The sequence below is a fragment of the Pseudomonas sp. TH08 genome (genome assembly GCF_016651275.1).
GTDB lineage: Bacteria > Pseudomonadota > Gammaproteobacteria > Pseudomonadales > Pseudomonadaceae > Aquipseudomonas.
In genome coordinates this window covers 294,243-316,846 of sequence record NZ_JAEKEE010000001.1, presented here as the reverse complement: position 1 = coordinate 316,846, position 22,604 = coordinate 294,243, and the positions used below count along the sequence as shown (strand labels likewise).

At 58.8% G+C, this 22,604-nt stretch carries 23 protein-coding genes; 14 read left to right on the top strand and 9 right to left on the bottom strand.

The features are described 5' to 3' along the window. Positions 1–325 precede the first annotated feature (325 nt). Both JFT91_RS01525 and JFT91_RS01520 read left to right on the top strand, forming a co-directional pair. Positions 326–754, top strand: coding sequence for a DUF4160 domain-containing protein (locus JFT91_RS01525; protein WP_201198105.1), 429 nt, complete (start codon positions 326–328; stop codon positions 752–754). After that, positions 751–1,197 (top strand): DUF2442 domain-containing protein, encoded by a 447-nt coding sequence (locus JFT91_RS01520; RefSeq protein WP_201198104.1) that lies wholly within the window; start codon positions 751–753, stop codon positions 1,195–1,197. The genes JFT91_RS01525 and JFT91_RS01520 overlap by 4 nt, the downstream gene beginning before the upstream one ends. Before the next feature lie 59 nt (positions 1,198–1,256). Here the strand turns inward: JFT91_RS01520 and trmA are convergent, their stop codons facing one another. Together trmA and JFT91_RS01510 are read right to left on the bottom strand one after the other, a co-directional pair. Continuing rightward, the gene (gene trmA / locus JFT91_RS01515) at positions 1,257–2,336 is read right to left on the bottom strand and encodes a tRNA (uridine(54)-C5)-methyltransferase TrmA (RefSeq protein WP_201228589.1); all 1,080 of its coding nucleotides are present in this window, start codon (positions 2,334–2,336) and stop codon (positions 1,257–1,259) included. Then, positions 2,333–3,628: an NCS2 family permease gene (locus JFT91_RS01510; RefSeq protein WP_201228588.1), complete on the bottom strand. Its 1,296-nt coding sequence runs from the start codon at positions 3,626–3,628 to the stop codon at positions 2,333–2,335. Before JFT91_RS01510 ends, trmA begins: the two co-directional genes overlap by 4 nt. 224 nt (positions 3,629–3,852) lie before the next feature. Here JFT91_RS01510 and JFT91_RS01505 point away from each other — a divergent pair, with 224 nt between their 5' ends. Both JFT91_RS01505 and JFT91_RS01500 read left to right on the top strand, forming a co-directional pair. Beyond that, positions 3,853–4,302, top strand: a complete 450-nt coding sequence (locus JFT91_RS01505) for a DUF4879 domain-containing protein (protein ID WP_201231401.1) — start codon at positions 3,853–3,855, stop codon at positions 4,300–4,302. 66 nt (positions 4,303–4,368) lie between these two features. Continuing rightward, positions 4,369–4,920, top strand: coding sequence for a DJ-1 family glyoxalase III (locus tag JFT91_RS01500; protein WP_201231400.1), 552 nt, complete (start codon positions 4,369–4,371; stop codon positions 4,918–4,920). A 6-nt stretch (positions 4,921–4,926) separates the two neighbouring features. Here the strand turns inward: JFT91_RS01500 and JFT91_RS01495 are convergent, their stop codons facing one another. Continuing rightward, positions 4,927–6,165, bottom strand: coding sequence for an MFS transporter (locus tag JFT91_RS01495; RefSeq protein ID WP_201231399.1), 1,239 nt, complete (start codon positions 6,163–6,165; stop codon positions 4,927–4,929). A gap of 550 nt (positions 6,166–6,715) precedes the next feature. Between JFT91_RS01495 and JFT91_RS01490 the strand changes: the two genes are divergently transcribed. The 3 genes from JFT91_RS01490 (at position 6,716) to JFT91_RS01480 (ending at position 9,407) form a co-directional block, all read left to right on the top strand. Continuing rightward, positions 6,716–8,158, top strand: a complete 1,443-nt coding sequence (locus JFT91_RS01490; protein ID WP_201231398.1) for a cytochrome ubiquinol oxidase subunit I — start codon at positions 6,716–6,718, stop codon at positions 8,156–8,158. Between the two features lie 3 nt (positions 8,159–8,161). After that, entirely contained in the window at positions 8,162–9,169 is a 1,008-nt protein-coding gene (cydB, locus tag JFT91_RS01485) for a cytochrome d ubiquinol oxidase subunit II (protein ID WP_201228584.1), read from the top strand. A gap of 70 nt (positions 9,170–9,239) precedes the next feature. Then, on the top strand, positions 9,240–9,407 hold the full coding sequence (locus JFT91_RS01480) for a DUF2474 domain-containing protein (protein ID WP_008084615.1): 168 nt from the start codon (positions 9,240–9,242) through the stop codon (positions 9,405–9,407). Between the two features lie 72 nt (positions 9,408–9,479). On the opposite strand, the gene JFT91_RS01475 is transcribed toward JFT91_RS01480, so the two are convergent. Both JFT91_RS01475 and JFT91_RS01470 read right to left on the bottom strand, forming a co-directional pair. Then, a complete protein-coding gene (locus JFT91_RS01475; protein WP_201231397.1) occupies positions 9,480–10,604 on the bottom strand; it encodes a methyltransferase in 1,125 nt (374 codons plus the stop codon). 174 nt (positions 10,605–10,778) lie between these two features. Next, positions 10,779–11,492, bottom strand: a complete 714-nt coding sequence (locus JFT91_RS01470; RefSeq protein ID WP_201231396.1) for an autoinducer binding domain-containing protein — start codon at positions 11,490–11,492, stop codon at positions 10,779–10,781. 320 nt (positions 11,493–11,812) lie between these two features. On the opposite strand from JFT91_RS01470, the gene JFT91_RS01465 reads away from it, so the two are divergent. Beyond that, a complete protein-coding gene (locus tag JFT91_RS01465) occupies positions 11,813–12,589 on the top strand; it encodes a ferredoxin--NADP reductase (RefSeq protein ID WP_201231395.1) in 777 nt (258 codons plus the stop codon). 41 nt (positions 12,590–12,630) lie between these two features. Here JFT91_RS01465 and mscL read toward each other — a convergent pair whose 3' ends face one another. Beyond that, the gene (mscL, locus tag JFT91_RS01460; protein WP_201228580.1) at positions 12,631–13,047 is read right to left on the bottom strand and encodes a large-conductance mechanosensitive channel protein MscL; all 417 of its coding nucleotides are present in this window, start codon (positions 13,045–13,047) and stop codon (positions 12,631–12,633) included. A gap of 285 nt (positions 13,048–13,332) precedes the next feature. Here mscL and katB point away from each other — a divergent pair, with 285 nt between their 5' ends. Genes katB through radA form a run of 3 tightly spaced genes read left to right on the top strand, consistent with a single transcriptional unit; the run spans position 13,333 to position 16,893 of the window. Further along, positions 13,333–14,874 carry a catalase KatB gene (gene katB, locus JFT91_RS01455; protein WP_201231394.1) on the top strand — a complete coding sequence of 514 codons (1,542 nt, stop codon included), beginning with the start codon at positions 13,333–13,335 and terminating at the stop codon, positions 14,872–14,874. A gap of 60 nt (positions 14,875–14,934) precedes the next feature. Continuing rightward, on the top strand, positions 14,935–15,480 hold the full coding sequence (locus JFT91_RS01450; protein ID WP_201231393.1) for an ankyrin repeat domain-containing protein: 546 nt from the start codon (positions 14,935–14,937) through the stop codon (positions 15,478–15,480). A gap of 45 nt (positions 15,481–15,525) precedes the next feature. After that, on the top strand, positions 15,526–16,893 hold the full coding sequence (radA, locus tag JFT91_RS01445; protein WP_007909773.1) for a DNA repair protein RadA: 1,368 nt from the start codon (positions 15,526–15,528) through the stop codon (positions 16,891–16,893). A 147-nt stretch (positions 16,894–17,040) separates the two neighbouring features. Here the strand turns inward: radA and JFT91_RS01440 are convergent, their stop codons facing one another. Next, a complete protein-coding gene (locus JFT91_RS01440) occupies positions 17,041–17,409 on the bottom strand; it encodes a PilZ domain-containing protein (RefSeq protein WP_201231392.1) in 369 nt (122 codons plus the stop codon). A gap of 159 nt (positions 17,410–17,568) precedes the next feature. On the opposite strand from JFT91_RS01440, the gene JFT91_RS01435 reads away from it, so the two are divergent. The 3 genes from JFT91_RS01435 to yjiA all read left to right on the top strand — a co-directional run bounded on the left by JFT91_RS01435 (position 17,569) and on the right by yjiA (position 20,980). After that, positions 17,569–19,635, top strand: coding sequence for a carbon starvation CstA family protein (locus JFT91_RS01435; protein ID WP_201228576.1), 2,067 nt, complete (start codon positions 17,569–17,571; stop codon positions 19,633–19,635). Positions 19,636–19,650: 15 nt separating this feature from the next. Next, the gene (locus tag JFT91_RS01430; protein WP_003228401.1) at positions 19,651–19,848 is read left to right on the top strand and encodes a YbdD/YjiX family protein; all 198 of its coding nucleotides are present in this window, start codon (positions 19,651–19,653) and stop codon (positions 19,846–19,848) included. A gap of 160 nt (positions 19,849–20,008) precedes the next feature. Further along, positions 20,009–20,980: a GTPase gene (gene yjiA / locus JFT91_RS01425; protein WP_201231391.1), complete on the top strand. Its 972-nt coding sequence runs from the start codon at positions 20,009–20,011 to the stop codon at positions 20,978–20,980. Positions 20,981–21,096: 116 nt separating this feature from the next. On the opposite strand, the gene JFT91_RS01420 is transcribed toward yjiA, so the two are convergent. Together JFT91_RS01420 and JFT91_RS01415 are read right to left on the bottom strand one after the other, a co-directional pair. After that, positions 21,097–21,807, bottom strand: coding sequence for a GntR family transcriptional regulator (locus tag JFT91_RS01420; RefSeq protein WP_201231390.1), 711 nt, complete (start codon positions 21,805–21,807; stop codon positions 21,097–21,099). A gap of 19 nt (positions 21,808–21,826) precedes the next feature. Then, positions 21,827–22,531 carry an FCD domain-containing protein gene (locus JFT91_RS01415; protein WP_201228572.1) on the bottom strand — a complete coding sequence of 235 codons (705 nt, stop codon included), beginning with the start codon at positions 22,529–22,531 and terminating at the stop codon, positions 21,827–21,829. Between the last annotated feature and the right edge of the window lie 73 nt (positions 22,532–22,604).

Sequence of the window (22,604 nt, the reverse complement as noted above, 5' to 3'; positions counted from 1 at the left end):
GTGACTCCACTTATTGTTTTTGGCTTTGGCCGAAGGTTTCAGCCTGTGGAGATAAAATGTACCAGATGGTTACCATGGTCAATTGAACAAAAATGGCCGTGGCGTTTTATGTTCGGTGATCGCACACAAGTAATATTCGCGTTGCGCTTGGATCGAGATGTGACGACAGCTTTGCTTACGGTTTTTCCCGAAAACTGTGCCACTCACCGACCGCTTCGACGCTAGCCTTGACTGCGGTGGGAGGCCTGGTCGAGCTGTTCACCAGTCGTCGGATTTGAACGGGATATCAAATCCTGAAACTTATTAACCTAACGGATGGGTTAGCATGCGGGTGTGCAGTTACAAAGGATTGTCGATTGTCGTCATGCTGCGAGATGAGCATTGCCCGCCACATGTTCACGTGAACGCAGGCGCCTGGAATGCCCGGTTGCAGTTTAGTTTCTGGCATAACGATATTGAGGTCTGGGATGTCGCTCCGCTCTCTTGTCGACCGCCGCTGGCCGTGCTGGAAGGCTTGTGCCAATCCCTTGAACAGCCCGCTCATCTGCGACGGGCCCGTAGGATTTGGTGGTCGAGATTACAAACCGTCTGTCTCGACAATAAATTGTGGGACAACCACTCAAACCAGGTGCTGGGGATGAAAGTCGTCACTCACACAACTTACAGAGTCGGTTCGGCACGTTATGAGCCGGAAGGGGACAAGACCTTTCTGACCTTGATAGGCGCATTGGAGGGAGTCGAAATCAATTTATGAACATCATCAAGGCAAAGCCTTCCGCACGTAGGCCATTGACGGAAGAAACGATCGATGCAGCAATCAAACGCGGGGAAGCAAACCGCGCCAGCAGCTTGCAGGCTGTCTCTGTAACCTATGAAAAACCATCTTTGGTCATTCGTTTTGAAGACGGCAGCGGCGTGTTGCTGCCGGTGAATCGCTATCCTGAGTTCAACGGATTCGATGCACAGGATTATGCGAACCTGACGATAGGATTCGCGGGCACTGCACTTTGCCACGAGGGCAAAGACCTCGATGTTTCCATCGCCGGACTGATCTCGGCGAGTCCGTCACTGATGGCGATGGCGGCTTCGGTAGTCGCTTCGCGCAACGGTCGTCAAAGCAGTGCTGCAAAGTCTGAAGCAGCACGGGCCAATGGCAAGAAGGGCGGACGTCCGCGCAAAATCGACCCCGCTGTGTGATCGTCCACAAAAAAGCCGTCAATCACGACGGCTTTCTTGTGTCCAGCATCTGCGGCAAATCAACGGCGGGTCAGTAACACACCCGATTCCATGTGATGCGTCCACGGGAACTGGTCGAACAACGCGCAGCGTGTGATGCGGTGCGTGTCGTGCAACTGGGCGATGTTGGCCGCCAGGGTTTCCGGGTTGCAGGAGATGTAGAGGATGTTGTCGAAACGCCGGGTCAGCTCGCAGGTGTCCGGGTCCATGCCGGCACGTGGCGGGTCGACGAAGACACTACCGAACTCGTAGCTCTTCAGGTCGATGCCTTGCAGGCGACGGAACGGACGCACTTCGTTGAGCGCTTCGGTCAGCTCTTCGGCGGAAAGGCGCACCAGCGTGACGTTATCCACAGCGTTTTCGCTGAGATTGCTCAATGCCGCGTTGACCGAGGTCTTGCTGATTTCGGTGGCCAGCACTTTGCGCACGCGGGTGGCGAGCGGCAGGGTGAAGTTGCCGTTGCCGCAGTACAACTCCAGCAGATCGTCAGTGCGATCGCCAAGTGCTTCGTACGCCCAGTTCAGCATCTTCTGGTTCACCGTGCCGTTGGGCTGGGTGAACGCGCCTTCCGGTTGGCGATAGCTGAAGGTGCGGCCGCCGACTTCGAGCTTCTCGACAACGTAATCGAGGCCGAGCACTTCGCGTTTGCCCTTCGAGCGACCAATGATGCTGACGCCGAGATCTGCCGCCAGTTTCGAAGCCGCCGCCTGCCAGTGTTCGTCCAGCGGGCGGTGATAGCACAGGGTGATCATCGCATCGCCGGACAGCGTGGTCAGGAACTCCACCTGAAACAACTTGTGGCTCAGCGCCGAACTCGCCTGCCATGCGGCTTTCAACTGCGGCATCAACTGATTGATACGCAGGCTGGCGATCGGGAATTCTTCGATGAGGATTGGCGTGCGCTTGTCGTCCTGAGCGAACATCGCGTAATGCCGATCGCCACCCTCGCGCCAGAGGCGGAACTCGGCGCGCAGACGGAAGTTCTGCAGCGGCGAGTCGAACACTGTCGGCTCGGGTGCATCGAACGGCGCCAGCAGATCACGCAAACGCGTGACCTTGGCTTCAAGTTGCTCGGCGTAAGCCTGGGAATCAAATGTCATGCGTTGAACCAACCCAACTTGATCACGAACAGAATCGACAGAATCACCAGCGCCGGGTTCAGCTCACGAGCGCGACCGGACAGCAACTTGATCACGGTCCAGGAAATGAAGCCGAACGCGATGCCGTTGGCGATCGAATAAGTGAACGGCATGGCCAACGCGGTGACGACGACCGGTGCGGCAACGGTGATGTCGTCCCAGTCTATTTCCGCCAGGCCCGAAGTCATCAACACGGCGACGAACAGCAGCGCCGGTGCCGTGGCGAAGGCCGGAACGCTGGCCGCCAGTGGCGAGAAGAACAGCGCGAGCAGGAACAGGATCGCGACAACGACGGCGGTCAGACCGGTGCGGCCGCCCGCGCTCACGCCAGCAGCCGATTCGATGTAACTGGTGGTGGTCGACGTGCCCAGCAACGAACCGGCCATGGCCGCGGTGCTGTCGGCGATCAGCGCACGGCCCATTTTCGGCATGTGGCCGTCCTTGCCCATCAGGCCGGCACGCTTGGCGACGCCGATCAGGGTGCCGGAGTTGTCGAACAGGTCAACGAATAGGAAGGCGAAAATCACGCTGACTAGACCGATGTCCAAAGCGCCTTTGATGTCCAGTTGCAGGAAGGTCGGGGCCAGCGAAGGTGGCATCGAGGTCACGCCGCCGAACGGGGTAAAGCCCATGGCGATCGACACGATGGTCACCACCAGAATGCCGATCAGCACTGCGCCGCGCACTTTCAGTGCTTCGAGGGCAACGATCAGGGCGAAACCGAGGGTTGCGAGGATCGGCGCAGGTTGTTTCAGGTCACCGAGGCCGACCATGGTCGCCGGGTTGCTGACCACGATACCGGCGTTGTGCAGCGCGATCAGCGCCAGGAACAGGCCGATACCGGCCGCAATCGCCGAGCGCAGCGGCAGCGGAATACTGTTGATGATCCATTCACGGATGCGGAAGATCGACAGCAGGAAGAACAGCACCGCCGAAATGAATACCGCCCCCAGCGCTACTTGCCAGGTGTGGCCCATGTGCAGCACGACGGTGTAAGTGAAGAAGGCGTTCAGGCCCATGCCCGGTGCGAGGGCGATCGGGTAGTTGGCGATCAGGCCCATCACCGTCGAACCGATGGCGGCGGCGAGACAGGTGGCGACGAATACCGCGCCCTTGTCCATACCGGTCTCGCCGAGAATGCTCGGGTTGACGAACAGAATGTAGGCCATGGCCAGGAAAGTCGTGATGCCCGCAAGAATCTCGGTGCGCACGTTGGTGTTGTGTGCCTTGAGTTGAAACAGCCTTTCCAGCATGTCTGCTCCCCGTGGCGCGCATGGCGCCGTGAATGTATCGACCTCAACAGCAAAGCACAGACCGTCGCAAGCGCCTGGAAAATTGTAGTGGGCCGGAAAAAGCCGCGCATCATACCAGCAGCGTGAGGAATATGGCGGTTGTTGGTGTCGATCGTCGGCGAAGTTTTGCGCCGGGGCCAACTGCGCCATACTGCGCGCAGTTTTTTTCTAAGGATGTGGATCGCATGAGCAAGCGCTGGATGACGGCTTTCGGATTAATCGCCGGGCTGATGACTGGAGCCTCTGCTGCGTTCGCGGCATCGGCGCCGCCATTGACCCAAGTGAAAGTGATCAAGGTGCAATCGTCGGCCTGCGGCCTGGAAGACATTGCCGATAACCAGCCGCAAACCCAGTGCAATCACAGCGGACCGAGCATCAAGGTCTACGTGCTGGAGGTTGGCTATGGCCAGAGCCAGCCACAAGCGACATTGGACGGCTTCGAAGTGAATGGCACGCGATCCCCGGTATGCGCCTTCGATAACGGCAACCTGACCGAATGCAACCCCGGCAGTAAAACCGTTGGTTCTCTCTATACGTTCGATCTGGCAGGCAAGCAGGAGGGCACTTTCAGCTTCAGCAACACCTCGATCAACGCCCCGCGCAACACGATGTCGACCCAGCTTTACATCAAGTAACGGCAACCCCGAACGGTTGAGGGCAAAGCTGACTACGCTTTAAAGATCATTCAGTGGATAGCGCCCATGACCTTTAGAGCCCTGATTACCCTCGCCGAGGGCATCGATGATCTGCAAAGCGTGACCCTGATCGACGTGTTGCGCCGCGCCGGCATCGAAGTGGTCGCGGCCAGCGTCGAAGGCCGGCGCATGCTCACCTGCGCGCGCGGCACACGGCTGACGGCGGACGGCATGCTGGTCGATGTGCTGGCACAAACCTTCGATCTGATCGTTCTGCCCGGCGGCGCCGTCGGCTCACAGCACCTGGCGGCGCATCAACCACTGCAACAAGTGCTCAAGGATCAGGCCAGCGCCGGGCGCCTGTTTGCCGCCATCGCCGAAGCCCCTGCCGTCGTCCTGCAAGCCTTCGGCTTACTGCGCCAGCGGCGCATGACCTGTTTGCCGAGTGCCAGCCATCAACTCTCCGGCTGTACGTTTATTGATCAACCGGTGGTAGTCGATGGCAACTGCATCACCGCCCAAGGTTCCGGCGCGACGCTGGAGTTTGCGTTGACGCTGGTTGAGCAACTTGGTGGTAGGGCTTTGCGGGCGAAGGTGGCGGTGGAGTTGGTTATCTGAAGAGGGTCAAACCTTCGCCTCTTCCACCAACTCCGTCATCCGGTCTCGTTTGGCCAGCGTCGGGAACAGTTTGATCCACGTCCCCGTCACCACCAGCGTGCCGATCCCGCCCATGACCACTGCTGGCACCGTGCCGAACCAGTGCGCTGTGACGCCGGATTCGAATTCGCCCAACTGGTTCGAGGCGCCGATGAACAGGCCGTTCACCGCGCTGACCCGGCCGCGCATTTCGTCCGGGGTTTCCAGTTGGACGAAAGAGGCGCGGATCACCATGCTGATCATGTCTGCCGCGCCCAGCACCACCAGCACCGCCAGCGAGAACCAGAACGAGGTCGACAGGCCGAAGGCGATGGTGGCGACGCCGAAAATGCCGACAGCGGTGAACATCACTCGACCGACATTCCTCTCCACGGCAAATCGTGCGAGGAACAGCGACATCCCCAGCGCGCCGACTGCCGGCGCCGAGCGCAACAGGCCCAAGCCCCACGGCCCGGTCAGCAGGATGTCTTTGGCGAACACCGGTAGCAATGCCGTCGCGCCGCCGAGCAACACCGCAAACAGATCCAGCGAAATCGCCCCGAGAATGTCCGGCCGGCTGCGAATGAAGCGGACCCCCGCCAGCAACGAATCCAGCGTGGCCTTGCCTTTGTTTAACGGCGTTTGTCGGGCGGGCAGGTTGAGCATCAATGTGCAGGCGATGACGTAGAGCAGCACGGTCGGGCCATAAACCCAGACGCTGCCGAATGCGTAGAGCAACCCGCCGAGGGCTGGCGCCACGATAGTTGCCGATTGTTGCGCCGATTGTGCCGCCGCCACGGCCCGCGGGAACAGCGCAGTTGGCACGATGCTCGGCAGCAAGGCTTGAGTGGTCGGCATCTCGAACGAGCGCGCCGCGCCGAGCAGGAAGGCGAGGATGAAGATCATCTCGCGGGTGACGTGATCAGTGGCGCTGCCGATGGCCAATGACAGGGCGATCAACGCCTGCAACGACTGACAGATCGCCGCGACTTTGCGTCGGTCGTAGCGATCAGCGACATGCCCGGTGTGCAGCATGAACAGCACCCGTGGAGCGAATTCGACCAGCCCGACCAGGCCCAGGTCGAGGACGTTGCCGGTCAATTGATAGAGGTTCCAGCCAATCGCCACGGTGAGCATCTGAAAACCGCTGGCGGTGAAAATCCGCGCGAACCAGAACGCGAGGAAGGGACGATGGTGACGTAACAGCAAGGGCTCTTGGCTGGGCATCTGAGGGCAGGTCTGGTGCGGAGGGAATTCCGAGGTTATCACCAGTCTGTAACAGGAAGTTGCTATGACGAAAAATTTAGTTAGCCAGACATCTATTTTCCGTGCCTGTGAGATTTCCCTTGTGGTGAGGGGATTTATCCACGATGGGGCGCGAAGCGGCCCCGATAGCATTCAACTCAGTTGTTTCAGATGAATAACGTGGTCGGATTTGCGACTGCTGCGCAGCCGATCGGGGATAAATCCCCTCGCCACAGGGGACTTCATTCATCTGAAAAATGCATTTCAGAGTGTTGCCATAGCTGTGAGGCAACTTGTCACGCGGCAAACGACCACGCAGTTCTTCGTCGCAAATGGGACTACTCTTTCAACGTTGCTTGATCCAGATCAAGACCCCAGACGGAATTGATCCGGTGGCCAGTCGGCCAGACTCCCTGCGTTGCGATGGTTTTAAAAAGAACGAATCAGAATTCGCCGCACTCCATATCCGTGGGGGCAGTAGGTGCAGGGGCCACGAGCCCCGCAGCCGGTTTTACCTGACAGAGGAAGCCATATGTTCGGTTTAGAGGCACTCGATCTCGCCCGAATTCAATTCGCGTTCACCATCTCGTTCCACATCCTGTTCCCGGCCATTACCATCGGTCTGGCGAGTTACCTTGCGGTACTCGAAGGCCTGTGGCTGAAAACCCACAATGACACCTACCGTGACCTCTATCATTTCTGGTCGAAGATCTTTGCCGTCAACTTCGGCATGGGCGTGGTCTCGGGGTTGGTCATGGCCTACCAGTTCGGCACCAACTGGAGCCGCTTCTCGGACTTCGCCGGCTCGGTGACCGGGCCGTTGCTGACCTATGAGGTGCTCACGGCGTTCTTCCTCGAAGCGGGTTTTCTTGGCGTGATGCTGTTTGGCTGGAACAAGGTCGGGCGCAAGCTGCACTTCTTCGCCACGGTCATGGTGGCCATCGGCACGCTGATTTCGACCTTCTGGATTCTCGCGTCCAACAGCTGGATGCAGACGCCGCAAGGCTTCGAGATCGTCAACGGTCAGGTGATTCCAACCGATTGGTTTGCCATCATCTTCAACCCTTCGTTCCCCTACCGTCTGATGCACATGGCAACGGCGGCGTTTGTCGCCACGGCGTTTTTCGTCGGCTCTTCGGCGGCCTGGCACTTGCTGCGTGGCAAGGACAACCCGGCGATTCGTACCATGCTGTCGATGGCCATGTGGATGGCGTTGATCGTCGCGCCGATCCAGGCCGTGATTGGCGACTTCCATGGCCTCAACACCCTTGAGCATCAGCCGGCAAAAATCGCTGCGATTGAAGGTCATTGGGAAAACAAGGGTGACGAAGCGACGCCGCTGATCCTGTTCGGCTGGCCGGACATGAAAGAAGAAAAAACCAAATTCGCCGTGGAGATCCCCTACCTCGGCAGCCTGATCCTGACTCACTCGCTGGATAAGCAGGTGCCGGCGCTCAAGGAGTTTGCGCCTGAAGACCGGCCGAATTCGACCATCGTGTTCTGGTCGTTCCGGGTCATGGTCGGCCTCGGTTTCCTGATGATTTTCACCGGTCTGTGGAGTCTGTGGCTGCGCAAGCGCGACTCGCTCTATACCTCGCGCCCGTTTCTGTATCTGGCGTTGTGGATGGGGCCGTCCGGGCTGATCGCGATTCTCGCCGGTTGGTTCACCACTGAAATCGGTCGCCAGCCATGGGTGGTCTACGGGCTGATGCGCACGGCGGATGCTTCTTCCAACCACAGCTTCATGCAGATGAGCATCACCCTGATCATGTTCGTGGTGGTGTACTTCGCGCTGTTCGGTGCAGGGCTTGGCTACATGATGCGCCTGGTGCGCAAAGGGCCGAAAACCGATGAAGGCAAGGAAACCAACGACGGTGGTCCTGGCCAGAAACGCACGCCGGCGCGGCCATTGTCTGCAGCTGACGACGATGGCGCCGAGGCTGACCACAGCCCCAGCCTGACCAAGGAGATTTGAATCATGGGTATCGATCTTCCGCTGATCTGGGCCGTGATCATCATCTTCGGCATCATGATGTACGTGGTCATGGACGGCTTCGACCTGGGCATCGGGATTCTCTTCCCGTTCATCCCCGGCAAAGTCGACCGTGACGTGATGATGAACACCGTCGCCCCGGTCTGGGACGGCAATGAAACCTGGCTGGTGCTGGGCGGCGCGGCGTTGTTTGGCGCGTTCCCGCTGGCTTATTCGGTGGTGTTGTCGGCGCTGTACCTGCCGCTGATCTTCATGCTTATCGGTTTGATCTTTCGTGGCGTGGCGTTCGAGTTCCGCTTCAAGGCCAAGGATGACAAGCGTCACCTGTGGGACAAAGCGTTTATCGGCGGTTCGGTGGCGGCGACATTCTTTCAGGGCGTGGCGCTCGGCGCGTTCATCGACGGATTGCCGGTGGTCAATCGACAGTTCGCCGGTGGCTCACTGGATTGGCTGACACCGTTCACCCTGTTCTGCGGCGCCGCGCTGGTGGTGGCTTATGCCTTGCTCGGCTGCACCTGGCTGATCATGAAAACCGAAGGCAAGCTGCAAGAGCAGATGCACAATCTGGCGCGGCCACTGGCCTTCGTGCTGTTGGCGGTGATCGGTGTCGTCAGTCTGTGGACACCGCTGGCCCATCCGGAAATTGCCACGCGCTGGTTCAGCATGCCAAACCTGTTCTGGTTCATGCCGGTGCCGATTCTGGTGCTGGTGACAATGTATGGCCTGATTCGCGCCGTGGCGCGTAACGCCAATTACATGCCGTTCCTGCTGACCCTGGTGTTGATCTTCCTTGGTTACAGCGGTCTGGGCATCAGCTTGTGGCCAAACATCGTGCCGCCGTCGATTTCGATCTGGGACGCCGCCGCACCGCCACAAAGTCAGGGCTTCATGCTGGTGGGCACGCTGTTCATCATCCCGTTCATCCTGGGTTACACCTTCTGGAGCTACTACGTGTTCCGCGGCAAGGTCACCCATGAAGACGGTTATCACTAAACCTGTGGGAGCGGGCCTGCCCGCGATGGCGTCGGTAGCGGCGCCATCGATCTGACTGAGGATCGAGACAATGACCGGCAAACATTCCCTGCATGACATTGAACAAGCCGAAAAAAAACCGCTGTGGCAGCGGCTCGGCTGGTTGGCCCTGATCTGGGTTGGCAGCGTTGGCGCGCTGTTTATCGTCGCCAGCCTGATGCGCATGTTCATGAACGCGGCAGGCCTGACGACGCACTGAATCATCCCGCCCCGGCGCCTTCGGGTGCGGATTTGTAACCCTCCTCACGGAGGGTTTTTTTTGCCTTGGCGATTACTTGCGAGCCTTGAGGATGACGAATTTCGGCGTCGCCGCCACTTGTTCGACGCCGCGGAACAGTCGCGCCAGTTTGCTGTGATAACCCAGATGACGGTTGCCGACGATGTACAAGGCCCCCCCAACCACCAAGGCTTCACGCGCCTGCTGGAACATGCGCCACGCAAGGAAATCGCCGACCACCTGCTGCTGATGGAAGGGCGGATTGCACAGCACCACGTCCAGCGATTGCGACTCTTGCCCGGCCAGGCCGTCACCGGCGCGCACGATCACCTCACGTTCACCCAACGCTGCGCGCCAGTTTTCAGCCGCCGATTGCACCGCCATGAATGACTCATCGACCAGCGTGTAATGCGCGTCGGGGTTTTGCAGTGCGCTGGCAATCGCGAGCACGCCGTTACCGCAACCGAGGTCGGCGACCCGTGCGCCACCCAGGTTCTTCGGTAGATGCGGAAGAAAGGCGCGCGTGCCGATGTCCAGGCCTTCACGGCAGAACACGTTGGCGTGGTTGAGCAGTTCGATCGCCGGTTCGTCGAGGCGATAGCGCGATGGGTAGGGCGAAACGGCAAGGGCTTTTACTTCCGGCGTGGCGATCAGCAAACGGGCCTTTTTCACCGCCAGAGACGCTTGTACCGGGCCTATATAGCGCTCCAGCAGATCCCCCGCAGCACGCGGTAGATGTTTGACCATCGCGGCGGCGATCACTTCAGCGCCGGGGGCGAGCTGCCCTTGCAAGCGGATCAGTTGTTCCTCCAGCAGGGCCAGAGTTTTCGGCACGCGGATCAGCACGCGGTCATACGGCCCGGTCAAAGGTTCGCTGGCGGCGATCGGGCGTATCGCATCGAAAGCCTGGCCATTGCGCAGCAGATTTTTTTCCAGCCCTTGAAAACCCAGGAACGAATCGCCGCTGCTGCTCACGTCGACCTTGCCGAGAAGGCTGGCCGCCAGCGCGCCGAAGCTGTCATTGAGAACCAGCACCCGCGTGTTCGCCGCCGGCAGTTGCGCGGCAAGATGATTGAGCAGGTATTCGTCGGCAGCATCGAAAGCTTGCAGCGGTTCGTTCTGCTGTTCGGGCTGGCGGATCAGATCGAGTTGGGCGAAAGGGGTATCGAGCAAAGGCATGGGGCGGGGACTCAGGGTAATCGACGGGTGTCCCGCTGCCCTGGCGTCGTGCGGCGGAACCGACCGAGTGGACTGCAACGTGAGGAAATCACGCCATCACTCAGGAAGGCCGCAAATGGTACGTTTTTTTCAGCGAAATACCCGCAGGTTTTCAGGTGGTGACAAGGGCACCACTCAGATAATCCCGGCTCTGGCGGCCGCGATGACAGCAGAGATCTTGTTGCAGACGTTGAGCTTCTCGATCACGTTTTGCACGTGGTAGTTCACGGTGCGTTCGCTCAGGCTGAGGATCTTCGAGATCTCATAGGCCGTCTTTCCGCCGGCGGACAATTGCAGAACCTCTAGTTCTCGTGGCGAAAGATTTGGCTGTCGGGGTTTGGCAGGTTGCTTGGGCAGGGTCCGGGCGAACAATTCACTGAGGTGGCTGGCGGCGTAAAAGATGTAGCCAAAATGCTCATACAGCTCAAGCGGGCTGATCGGGCAGTGTTTGCGCGCCAGGCTGAGAATGCAGCACAAGCCGCTTTCCTCATGGTGGAAAGATTGCGACCAGCCATGTTGCAGGCCCTGTTGCTTCAAGCCTTGCCATAATTGTGGTGCATTTGAGAATGCCTTTTCATTCCAGACGATGGGAATCATTGAATGATTGCAGTGTGCTATTACCGGGTCGATCTGATTGAAGTTGTCTTTTTCATATTGTTGATTCCAGTCTTGAGGGTAGTTGTTGATTTGCAGGGCGTTTAATTGCGTGACCTGCCGGGGCGAAGTAACTGAAATTGCACAAAAGTTAAAACCCAGATTTTCGGCAAATCTGAGCAATATCGGATATGCCGTATCTATACCCTTGGCGAAAGTCAGTTGCTTCGATTGCGACTCCTTCCACGTTTCCATACCAATGCTCCAAGCAATGACCGGGGTGCTTTTTTGGATCCAACCGAATCCGCACGCCACCGAGTGTAGGACTTTTCCTACGTGCTGTTTTAATTTTTTTGCACTTGAGTTGAGCGAAAACTGAATAACTAATTCTTAAGTACATATTGTTTTATATGGGGGTTGACATCTTTCGTGAATCTTTTACTAATTAGTGATAAATGTCATGGGGTTGTACAGCTTTTACAAATTGCAAGATGTACTGAATACCATTACAAAACAGTGGTATTTAAGCGAGTGACTTTGCGAGAGACTAGGGCACCGCAAAATGGAGCGCCAACATGACTGCCAGCGCAGACAAGTTCACTCGCCAGACCCTGCTCGATGTTCAGCCCCTCACGCCGAATCTGTTCACCTTGCGTACCACTCGGGATGCGGGCTTCAGATTTCGTGCCGGTCAATTTGCCAGGCTCGGCGTCACCAAGGCCGACGGCAGCACGGTGTGGCGTGCCTATTCGATGGTGTCATCGCCGTTTGACGAGTTTCTCGAGTTTTTTTCCATCGTTGTGCCGGACGGAGAGTTCACCAGTGAGCTGAGCCGTCTCGAAGTGGGGGATACCTTGCTGGTCGAGCGTCAGGCCTTCGGTTATCTGACCCTTGATCGTTTTGTCGACGGGCGTGATCTCTGGCTGTTATCCACAGGTACCGGCGTCGCACCGTTCCTGTCGATCCTGCAGGATTTCGAGGTGTGGGAAAAGTTTGAGCGGATCATCCTGGTGTACAGCGTGCGCGAGGCGCGAGAGCTGGCCTATCAACAGCTGATCAGCGAGTTGACGCAGCGAGATTATCTGGCCGACTACGCCCACAAGTTGCAGTTCATCCCGATCGTGACCCGTGAAGCGCATCCGGGGGCGCTGAATGGCCGGATCACGACGCTGATCGAAAACGGCAAGTTGGAGCGAGCAGCCGGTGTGGAGCTGTCGGCGGAGCATTCTCGGGTCATGCTGTGCGGCAATCCGCAGATGATCGATGACACCCGCGCCTTGCTCAAACAGCGGCACATGAGCCTGAGCCTGACCCGCAGGCCGGGCCAGGTGGCGGTGGAAAACTACTGGTAAACAAACGGCGCCTTGAAGGCGCCGTTTTCAATCCTGCCGGTTTATTGCGGCCGGTTGTTCTGTGCTTTGAGCAGGTCGCGGATTTCACCCAGCAACTCTTCTTCTTTGGTCGGAACCGGCGGCAGCGTAGGGGCCACGGCTTCTTCGCGCTTCAGGCGGTTGATGGCTTTGACGCCCATGAAGATTGCGAACGCGACGATGATGAAGTCGAGAATGGTCTGGATGAATTTGCCGTAAGCCATTACGACTGCAGGCGTAGTCCCTTGCGCTGCCTTGAGGGTTACCGCCAGATCACTGAAGTCCACCCCACCGATCAGCAGGCCGATCGGCGGCATGATCACGTCGCCGACAAACGACGAAACAATCTTGCCGAAGGCGGCACCGATGATGATACCGACGGCCATGTCGACCACATTGCCTTTGACCGCGAAGGCCTTGAACTCACTTAGCACGCCCATAGGTTATTCCTTGTTACAGATGAGGTTGGTGTACGCAGTGTAAATCAGCAAAACGCGTCCTGCGCGAAACACGTTCTTACAATGCCCGTTTTTATCGACACATGAATCGACGATTAGTTTGCAAAGTGCCACTAATCGCGCGCGAAATACGCCGTAACCAGCTGATCTGGAAGCTAATTTTTTCAATCGTCGAGTTACGATCTTTCTATTTATGTTCGGCGACGCAGGCCTCTAGCCTTGGGTTGGCGCACCTGGATGCGCCCAAAAAAAACAGAGGATCCTGATATGAATTCCACTCCTGGACTGGGGGCTTTTCCCCATCGCCGTACCCTCGGTGTACTCACCGCCAGCCTGCTGACCTTCTCCGTGCATGCAGCGCCCCTGACCCGGGACAACGGCGCCGCGGTGGGTGATAACCAGAACTCGCAGACTGCCGGTGCCAACGGCCCGGTGTTGTTGCAGGACGTGCAGTTGATCCAGAAACTGCAACGCTTCGACCGTGAGCGCATTCCCGAGCGCGTGGTGCATGCGCGCGGCACCGGTGCCCACGGTACGTTTACGGTGACCAACGACCTCAGCGACCTGAGCAAGGCCAAGGTTTTTGCCAGCGGCCAGACCACGCCGGTGTTCGTGCGTTTCTCGGCGGTGGTGCACGGCAATCACTCTCCGGAAACCCTGCGTGACCCGCGCGGATTTGCCACCAAGTTCTATACCGCTGACGGTAACTGGGACCTGGTCGGCAATAACTTTCCGACATTCTTTATTCGCGATGCGATCAAGTTTCCGGACATGGTCCACGCCTTCAAACCCGATCCGCGAACTAATCTCGATGATGATTCGCGCCGCTTCGACTTCTTCTCGCATGTCCCCGAGGCCACTCGGACACTGACCGAGTTATATTCAAACTCGGGAACGCCGGCCAGTTATCGTGAAATGGATGGTAATGGCGTACATGCTTACAAGTTGGTGAACAGCAAAGGTGAGGTGCACTACGTAAAGTTCCACTGGAAGAGTCTGCAAGGGATAAAAAACCTGACGCCTGAAGAGGTCAATAAAGTTCAGGGTCAAGATTACAGTCACATGACCAAAGATTTGGTGACGAATATAAATAAGGGCAATTTCCCGAAGTGGGACTTGTACATTCAAGTGCTGAATCCACAAGATTTGTCCAGGTTTGATTTCGATCCATTAGACGCAACCAAGATCTGGCCAGGTGTGCCGGAGCGAAAAGTTGGACAAATGGTCCTCAATCGCAACCCGGCCAATGTGTTCCAGGAGACCGAACAAGTGGCCATGGCGCCGGCCAATGTCGTGCCTGGTATCGAGCCGTCGGAAGACCGTTTACTGCAAGGTCGAGTGTTCTCCTACGCGGACACGCAGATGTATCGCCTCGGTGCCAACGCCCTGCAATTGCCGATCAATGCGCCGAAGGTCGCGGTGAACAATGGTAATCAGGACGGCGCGATGAACTTCGGTGCGAGCAACTCCGGGGTGAACTATCAGCCGAGCCGACTGCAACCGCGTGAAGAAACGCAAAGTGCGCGTTACAGCCAGGCTGCGCTGTCTGGCAATACTCAGCAGGCGAAAATCACTCGGGAGCAGAACTTCAAGCAGGCCGGTGATCTGTATCGCTCGTTCAGCAAGACAGAGCGTCGCGATCTGATCGAAAACTTCGGCGGCTCGCTGGCAACGACCGATGACGAGAGCAAACACATCATCCTGTCTTTCCTTTATAAGGCCGATCCGGAATACGGCGCTGGCGTGACTGACGTGGCCAAGGGTGACCTGAACCGAGTCAAGGCGTTGGCGGCGAAACTGGTCGACTGATCTAGCGCCAATACGACGCGGGGCCTGAGCCAGGCCCCGTTTCGCTCAAGGAGATCGCTGATGCGTATCTGTCTTTTACTGTTAGCCGGTTGCTGGTCATTCACCGCGTGGGCGGCAACACCTGCGCAGCGCCCTGACGCGATCCAGCTTCAGTTGCAAAGCTACTATTTCGATGCGGCACGGCGCGGGGACGTACCGATGCTCGACACCTTCATCGAGTCCGGTTATTCCCTCGACACTCGCGACGCCAAGGGTTACACCGCGCTGATCCTCGCGGCCTATCACGGTCAGGCGCCGGCGGTGGAGCGCTTGCTCGCTGCCGGCGCCGATGCCTGTGCCCAGGATCAACGCGGCAACACGGCGCTGATGGGCGCGATATTCAAAGGCGAGTTGCAGATTGCCCGGCGGCTGATGGCCACCGAGTGCAGCGCCGACCAGCGTAACGGTGCCGGGCAGACGGCGGCGATGTACGCCGGGTTGTTCAAACGCCTGGAATTACTCGATGCTCTGAAAGCCAAGGGCGCCGACCTGAATGCCGAAGATCCGCTGGGCAATAGCGCCGCGCGTCTGGCCAGCGGGGAAATCCGTACGGCAGCGCCGCGCTGATCGGCGACGCGTGCGTTATCATCGCGGTTTTTGTCGGGGGTTCTGATGGCCAAGGCCAAGCGCATGTACGGCTGCACCGAGTGCGGCGCAACCTTTCCCAAGTGGGCGGGCCAGTGCGGTGAATGCGGTGCCTGGAACACCCTGACCGAAACCATGATCGAAAGCGGCGGCGCCACGGCGCCGACCGGTCGCACCGGTTGGGCCGGGCAACAGGCGCAGATCAAGACGCTGGCCGAAGTCAGCATCGAGGAGATTCCACGGTTCTCCACGGCTTCCGGTGAACTGGATCGCGTGCTCGGGGGCGGTCTGGTCGATGGTTCGGTGGTGTTGATCGGCGGTGATCCGGGTATCGGTAAATCGACGATCCTGTTGCAGACCCTGTGCAACCTCGCCAAAAGCATGCCGGCGCTGTACGTCACTGGCGAAGAATCCCAGCAACAAGTGGCCATGCGCGCGCGCCGTCTCGGCTTGCCGCAGGATCAACTGCGGGTGATGACCGAAACCTGCATCGAAACCATCATTGCCACTGCCCGGCAGGAAAAGCCCAAGGTGATGGTGATCGACTCGATCCAGACCATCTTCACCGAACAACTGCAGTCGGCGCCCGGTGGCGTATCTCAGGTGCGTGAAAGTGCGGCGCTGTTGGTGCGTTACGCCAAGCAGAGCGGCACGGCGATTTTCCTCGTCGGTCACGTGACCAAGGAAGGCGCGCTGGCCGGTCCTCGCGTGCTGGAGCACATGGTCGACACCGTGCTGTATTTCGAAGGCGAGTCTGACGGTCGCTTGCGTCTACTGCGCGCGGTGAAAAACCGTTTCGGCGCGGTCAACGAGTTGGGCGTGTTCGGCATGACCGACAAGGGTTTGAAAGAAGTATCCAATCCTTCGGCGATTTTTCTCACCCGTGCCCAGGAAGAAGTCCCGGGCAGTGTGGTGATGGCAACGTGGGAAGGCACCCGGCCGATGCTGGTCGAAGTGCAGGCGCTGGTCGATGACAGCCACTTGGCCAACCCGCGCCGGGTGACGTTGGGTCTGGATCAGAATCGCCTGGCAATGCTGCTCGCGGTTTTGCATCGCCATGGCGGCATTCCGACTCACGATCAGGACGTGTTTCTCAACGTCGTCGGTGGGGTGAAGGTGCTGGAGACGGCCTCTGACCTGGCGCTGATGGCCGCCGTCATGTCGAGCTTGCGCAATCGGCCATTGCCGCATGATCTGCTGGTGTTTGGCGAGGTGGGTTTGTCTGGAGAAGTTCGCCCCGTGCCAAGCGGTCAGGAGCGCCTGAAGGAAGCCGCCAAGCATGGCTTCAAACGCGCGATCGTGCCGAAGGGTAATGCGCCAAAGGAATCCCCTCCAGGCTTGCAGATCATCGCCGTCACCCGCCTCGAACAGGCCCTCGACGCACTCTTCGAATAAAAAACTATCTTCTGGTGAATTCTGTGGCGAGGGGATTTATCCCCGATGGCTGCGCAGCAGCCCCTTTTTTGGGGCCGCTACGCGACCCATCGGGGATAAATCCCCTCGCCACAGAGTCCCCACAGGGCAGATTGATTTGTGTTGGCGCTAGATTTCGATCAGGGCGCCCAGTTCGCGCTCAAGCTCGGCTTCATCCGCCAGGTTCAGTTCGATCAATCGGCGCAGACGCTGGATCGATTCCAGGCTGATATGTCGGCAGACGAAGCCCAGTTGTCCGTGATCTTCGTGCTTGAGTTGCACGTCCATCTCGATGTCGACGTCATCGCTCAGATGAATGTCGACGTAAAAAACCTGATCGACATTTCCCAGCCATGGCTCCGGCCGTTCGATCAGCAGGCCTTTGAGTGACAGGTCGATCAGCTTTACCGGCCAGATATATTCACCTTGGCGTAATTCGGTTCTGGCATCGAACGCAATTCGTTTGAAGCGGCGACGATTGGCAGGGTGCTCGCTCATGGCGCAATCCTCCGGATGTTCGCTGACTATAGACCCGCATTCTTCAACCGTGCCAGTGCAGACAAGCGTCTAGACCAACGTCGGGGTATGGTCTTTGGCGCCAGTAGCGCTAAACTCGGGGTGGCTGTCTTTCTTGTCCACCCTGGCTGGAATAATAAAATGAAAAATAATAATAGCCTGCTACGCCACTTACCCTGGCTAGTGCTGGCAATCGTAGGAGCGTGCGCCCTTGGCGTAGTGGCATTGCGCCGCGGCGAGGCGATCAACGCCTTGTGGATTGTGGTCGCTGCCGTGGCCATTTATCTGGTTGCGTACCGTTACTACAGCCTGTTCATCGCCAACAATGTGATGCAACTCGATCCGCGTCGGGCCACCCCCGCCGTACTCAACAACGACGGTCTGGACTATGTTCCGACCAACAAACACATTCTTTTCGGTCACCACTTCGCAGCGATTGCTGGCGCAGGCCCTCTGGTCGGCCCGGTGCTGGCGGCGCAGATGGGCTATTTGCCCGGCACGCTGTGGCTGATTGCCGGTGTGGTGCTGGCGGGCGCCGTGCAGGACTTCATGGTTCTGTTCATGTCGACCCGTCGCAACGGCCGCTCCCTGGGCGACATGGTGCGTGAAGAAATGGGCCGCATTCCGGGCACCATCGCACTGTTCGGCTGCTTCCTGATCATGATCATCATCCTCGCGGTGCTGGCGCTGATCGTGGTCAAGGCACTGGCGGAGAGCCCGTGGGGCATCTTCACCGTGATGGCGACCATCCCGATCGCGATGTTCATGGGCATCTACATGCGCTACATCCGTCCGGGCCGCATCGGTGAAATCTCCGTGGTCGGCGTGTTGCTGCTGCTCGGTTCGATCTGGCTCGGTGGGCAGATTGCCGCTGATCCGGTGTGGGCCAAGGCGTTCACCTTCACGGGTGTGCAGATTACCTGGATGCTGATCGGATACGGTTTCGTCGCGGCCTCGTTGCCGGTCTGGCTGATTCTGGCGCCACGTGACTACCTGTCGACGTTCCTCAAGATCGGCACCATCATCGCGCTGGCGATCGGCATTCTGGTGACCATGCCCGAGCTGAAAATGCCGGCGCTGACCCAGTTCGTTGACGGTACTGGCCCGGTCTGGAAGGGCGGCCTGTTCCCGTTCCTGTTCATCACCATTGCTTGCGGTGCGGTCTCCGGTTTCCATGCGCTGATTTCTTCCGGCACCACGCCGAAGCTGCTGGATAACGAAACCAACGCCCGTTACATCGGTTACGGCGGCATGCTGATGGAATCGTTTGTCGCGATCATGGCGATGGTTGCCGCCTCGGTGATCGAGCCTGGCGTGTACTTCGCCATGAACAGCCCGGCTGCGGTAGTCGGCAGTGATGTCGCTTCGGTTGCGCAAGTGGTCTCCAGCTGGGGCTTCGCGATCACGCCGGAAGCGCTGCAAGCGGTGGCCCATGACATCGGTGAAACCACCATCCTGGCCCGTGCCGGTGGTGCGCCGACCCTGGCGGTCGGTATTGCGCAGATCCTGCACAGTGTCCTGCCTGGTGAGAACACCATGGCGTTCTGGTACCACTTCGCGATCCTGTTCGAAGCGCTGTTCATCCTCACCGCTGTGGACGCCGGTACCCGTGCCGGGCGGTTCATGCTGCAGGATCTGCTCGGCTCCTTCGTGCCGGCGCTCAAGCGTACCGAGTCGTGGACCGCCAACCTCATCGCCACCGCCGGTTGTGTGGCGATGTGGGGCTGGTTGCTGTATCAGGGCGTGATCGATCCACTGGGCGGTATCAACACCCTGTGGCCACTGTTCGGTATCTCCAACCAGATGCTGGCTGGTATCGCGCTGATGCTCGGCACCGTGGTTCTGATCAAAATGAAGCGTCAACGCTACATCTGGGTCACCCTGCTGCCGGCTACCTGGCTGCTGATTTGCACCACCACTGCAGGCTTCATCAAGCTGTTCGACGCCAACCCGGCGATCGGCTTCCTGTCGCTGGCCAAGAAGTACAGCGACGCACTGGCCAACGGTCAGATCCTCGCCCCGGCCAAGAGCATCGATCAGATGCAGCACGTGATCTTCAACGCCTACACCAACGCAACGCTCACCGCGCTGTTCCTGTTCGTGGTCTTCAGTATCCTGTTCTATGCGCTCAAAGTCGGCATCGCCGCCTGGGGCAAAAAAGAGCGTACGGATAAAGAATCGCCATTCCAGGCTCTGCCGGACGCGTAACCAGAGGATTGCACCATGTTCAATGACCTGAGTCGCCTCGGTAAATACCTCGGTCAGGCTGCGCGCCTGATGGTCGGCATGCCCGACTACGACACCTACGTCGAGCATATGCAAACCAAACACCCGGACAAACCGGTGATGAGCTACGAGATGTTCTTTCGCGAACGTCAGGAAGCCCGTTACGGTGGCAAGGGTGGGCCGAAGTGCTGTTGAGCTGACAGCCTGAGGCCTGAGTTGTCCCCTGTGGGAGCGAGCCTGCTCGCGAATACGGAGTGTCAGTTGATGCATGGGTGACTGACACACCGCTTTCGCGAGCAGGCTCGCTCCCACAGTTGTTTTTGTGTTGTTCATTCCTTTTGTGAAGGGGGTCGATTTGACTTCTCCAATCCCGGTCACGGTACTCAGCGGTTTCCTCGGCGCCGGCAAGACCACCTTGCTGCGCCATATCTTGAAAGCCGAGCACGGCCTGAAAATCGCCGTGATCGAAAACGAATTCAGTGACGCCGGCATCGACACTCAGTTGCTCGGTGACGAACCGGTGCAAGTCATGACCCTGGCCAACGGCTGCGTCTGCTGCACCATCCACACGGATCTGACCAAAGCCCTGTACTTGCTGCTCGAGCGCCTGGACAGTGGCGAAATCGCCTTCGATCGTCTGGTGATCGAGTGCACCGGTCTGGCCGATCCGGCGCCCGTCGCGCAGACCTTTTTCATTGATGAAGAACTGCGTGAGCGTTATCTGCTCGACGGCATCATCACCTTGGTCGATGCCGCTCACGCCGATGTCCATCTGACCCAGACCATCGCTCAGGCGCAGATCGGGTTTGCCGACCGGTTATTGGTGAGCAAGACCGATCTGGTCGATGAAGCGGCTTTCACTGCGCTGAGTGAGCGCCTGACGCGGATCAACCGTCGCGCGCCGATCCGCATAGTCGAGCACGGCAGCATCGATCTGGCTGAACTGCTGGATGTGCGCGGCTTCAACCTCAATGCCGACCTTGGCGGCGGCTTGAGCCTGCGTCCGGTGAGCAAGGCGCCGTCGATTGATCGCATCTCCAGTCTGGTATTACGCACCGACCAGCCGCTGGATATCGATCAGCTCAGCGAATTCATGAATGAACTGCTGGAGGAGCACGGCAAACAATTGCTGCGTTACAAGGGCGTGCTGAACATTGCCGGCGAAGATCGGCGGTTGGTGTTTCAGGGCGTGCTGAAACTCTATGGTTTCGACTGGGATACCGAATGGGCCGAGGGTGAAACACGGGAAAGCGTGATCGTGTTTATTGCCGATGATTTGCCGGAAGAGAAGATTCGCGCGGGGTTTGCCGGAGTAGTAGCAGGCTGATGATTCTCGGCAGTCAGTAATGGCCTCTTCGCGAGCAGGCTCGCTCCCACAGTGGACTGCTTTCTTTCAGTTGGAATGCATTTCCCTGTGGGAGCGAGCCTGCTCGCGAAGGCAGTCTAACCGGTAACACAGGCTTCATGGGCTGAACCCAGCAACGTCTGCTCAAGATGATCCAGATGCCGATTCATCAGCATGCCAGCCCTGCAAGCATCGCCACGCTCCACCGCCTCAACCAGTGCCAAATGCTCCTGCCACGCGCAACAGCTGTGCGTCTGACATTCACTTCGCGCAATTGCCAGGGACGTCAGTGGCACCAGACTGCCGAGAAAATGCGCCAACGGTGCATTCCCCGCCATCTGCGCCAATTGCAGATGAAACTCCCCAGACAACCGAATCGCCGCTGCCCGCCGATCTTGCTCGACTGCCTGGCGCTCGCGCTCGATCAGTGCTCGCAGACGTTTCACCCCATCAACCGATGGCCGCTGACACGCCAGCCGCACCAACGTGCTTTCGGCCAGGCGCCGGGCATGCAGGGTCTGTCGCGTTTGCTCGGCATCCGGCGCGGCAACGCGCGGTCGATGGTTGGCGCGCAGCACCACGATTTGCTCATGGGACAACTTTGTCAGCGCCCGCCGAACATCCGCGCGACTGACGCCGAACATCAGCTTCAGGCTGTCTTCGGTAAAACGGCTGGCCGGGTCGATACGTTGTTCGAGAATCGCATCGAACAGTCGCGGATACAGATCATCCACCGGCGCCCGCAGTCGGGAGAAGGGCAGGGGCGCGGCGCTCGGCTGGGCGTGCGAGGGTGAAGCGAAACTGTTCATGGCCTGTCTCCATAAGGGCTCAGCGATTCAAGTTGTCTTCCGGAATATTCAGCTCGATGCCCATGCGCTGACCTTCGCGCAGAATGTGCCGGCGCATTTCGGCACTGGCCTGGGCGCTGTTCTTGCTACGGATCGCGCGCACCACGGCTTCGTTTTCTTCGAGGCGTTCGGCGAGGTGTTCCGGGGAGTTGCGCAACACTTCGGCGCTTTGCTTGAGGGCATTGCTGGTCTGCTGCACGACACTCTGGAAAATCGGGTTCGAGGTCAGGGTGAACAGCTCTTCGTGGAAGGCGATGTAGGCACTGACCCCGGCTTCGCTGTCGCCGGCCTCAAGGGCTTCGCGCATGTCCATCAGGGTCAGGCGTAACTGGCCGACTTCCTTGCTGCTGATCGACTGCGCGACCAGGCCGACAATAAACGGCTCGAGGGTGTAACGCAGTTGCAGCACGTCTTCGAGGCTGGCGCCGGCCACTGCACTGTCGTGGCTTTGGCTGTCGTTGAGCTGCGCGTCGAGTACCACCACGCCTTTGCCCGGCATCGAGCGCACGAGGCCGAGGGTTTCCAGAACGATCACCGCTTCACGCAGGCTCGGGCGACTGATGCCCAGTTGTTCGGCCAGTTCGCGCTGGCCCGGCAACATGTCGCCGGTGCGCCATTGACCCCGGGCGAGGGCGGCGCGGAGTTTTTCCACGACTGAGTTGACGACGGTTGATGTGCTGATCACTTGTCTTGCTCCATGTGCCTGTGGGAGGGAACCGCAAACTCAAGATCAACAGATCGCAGCCTGCGGCAACTCC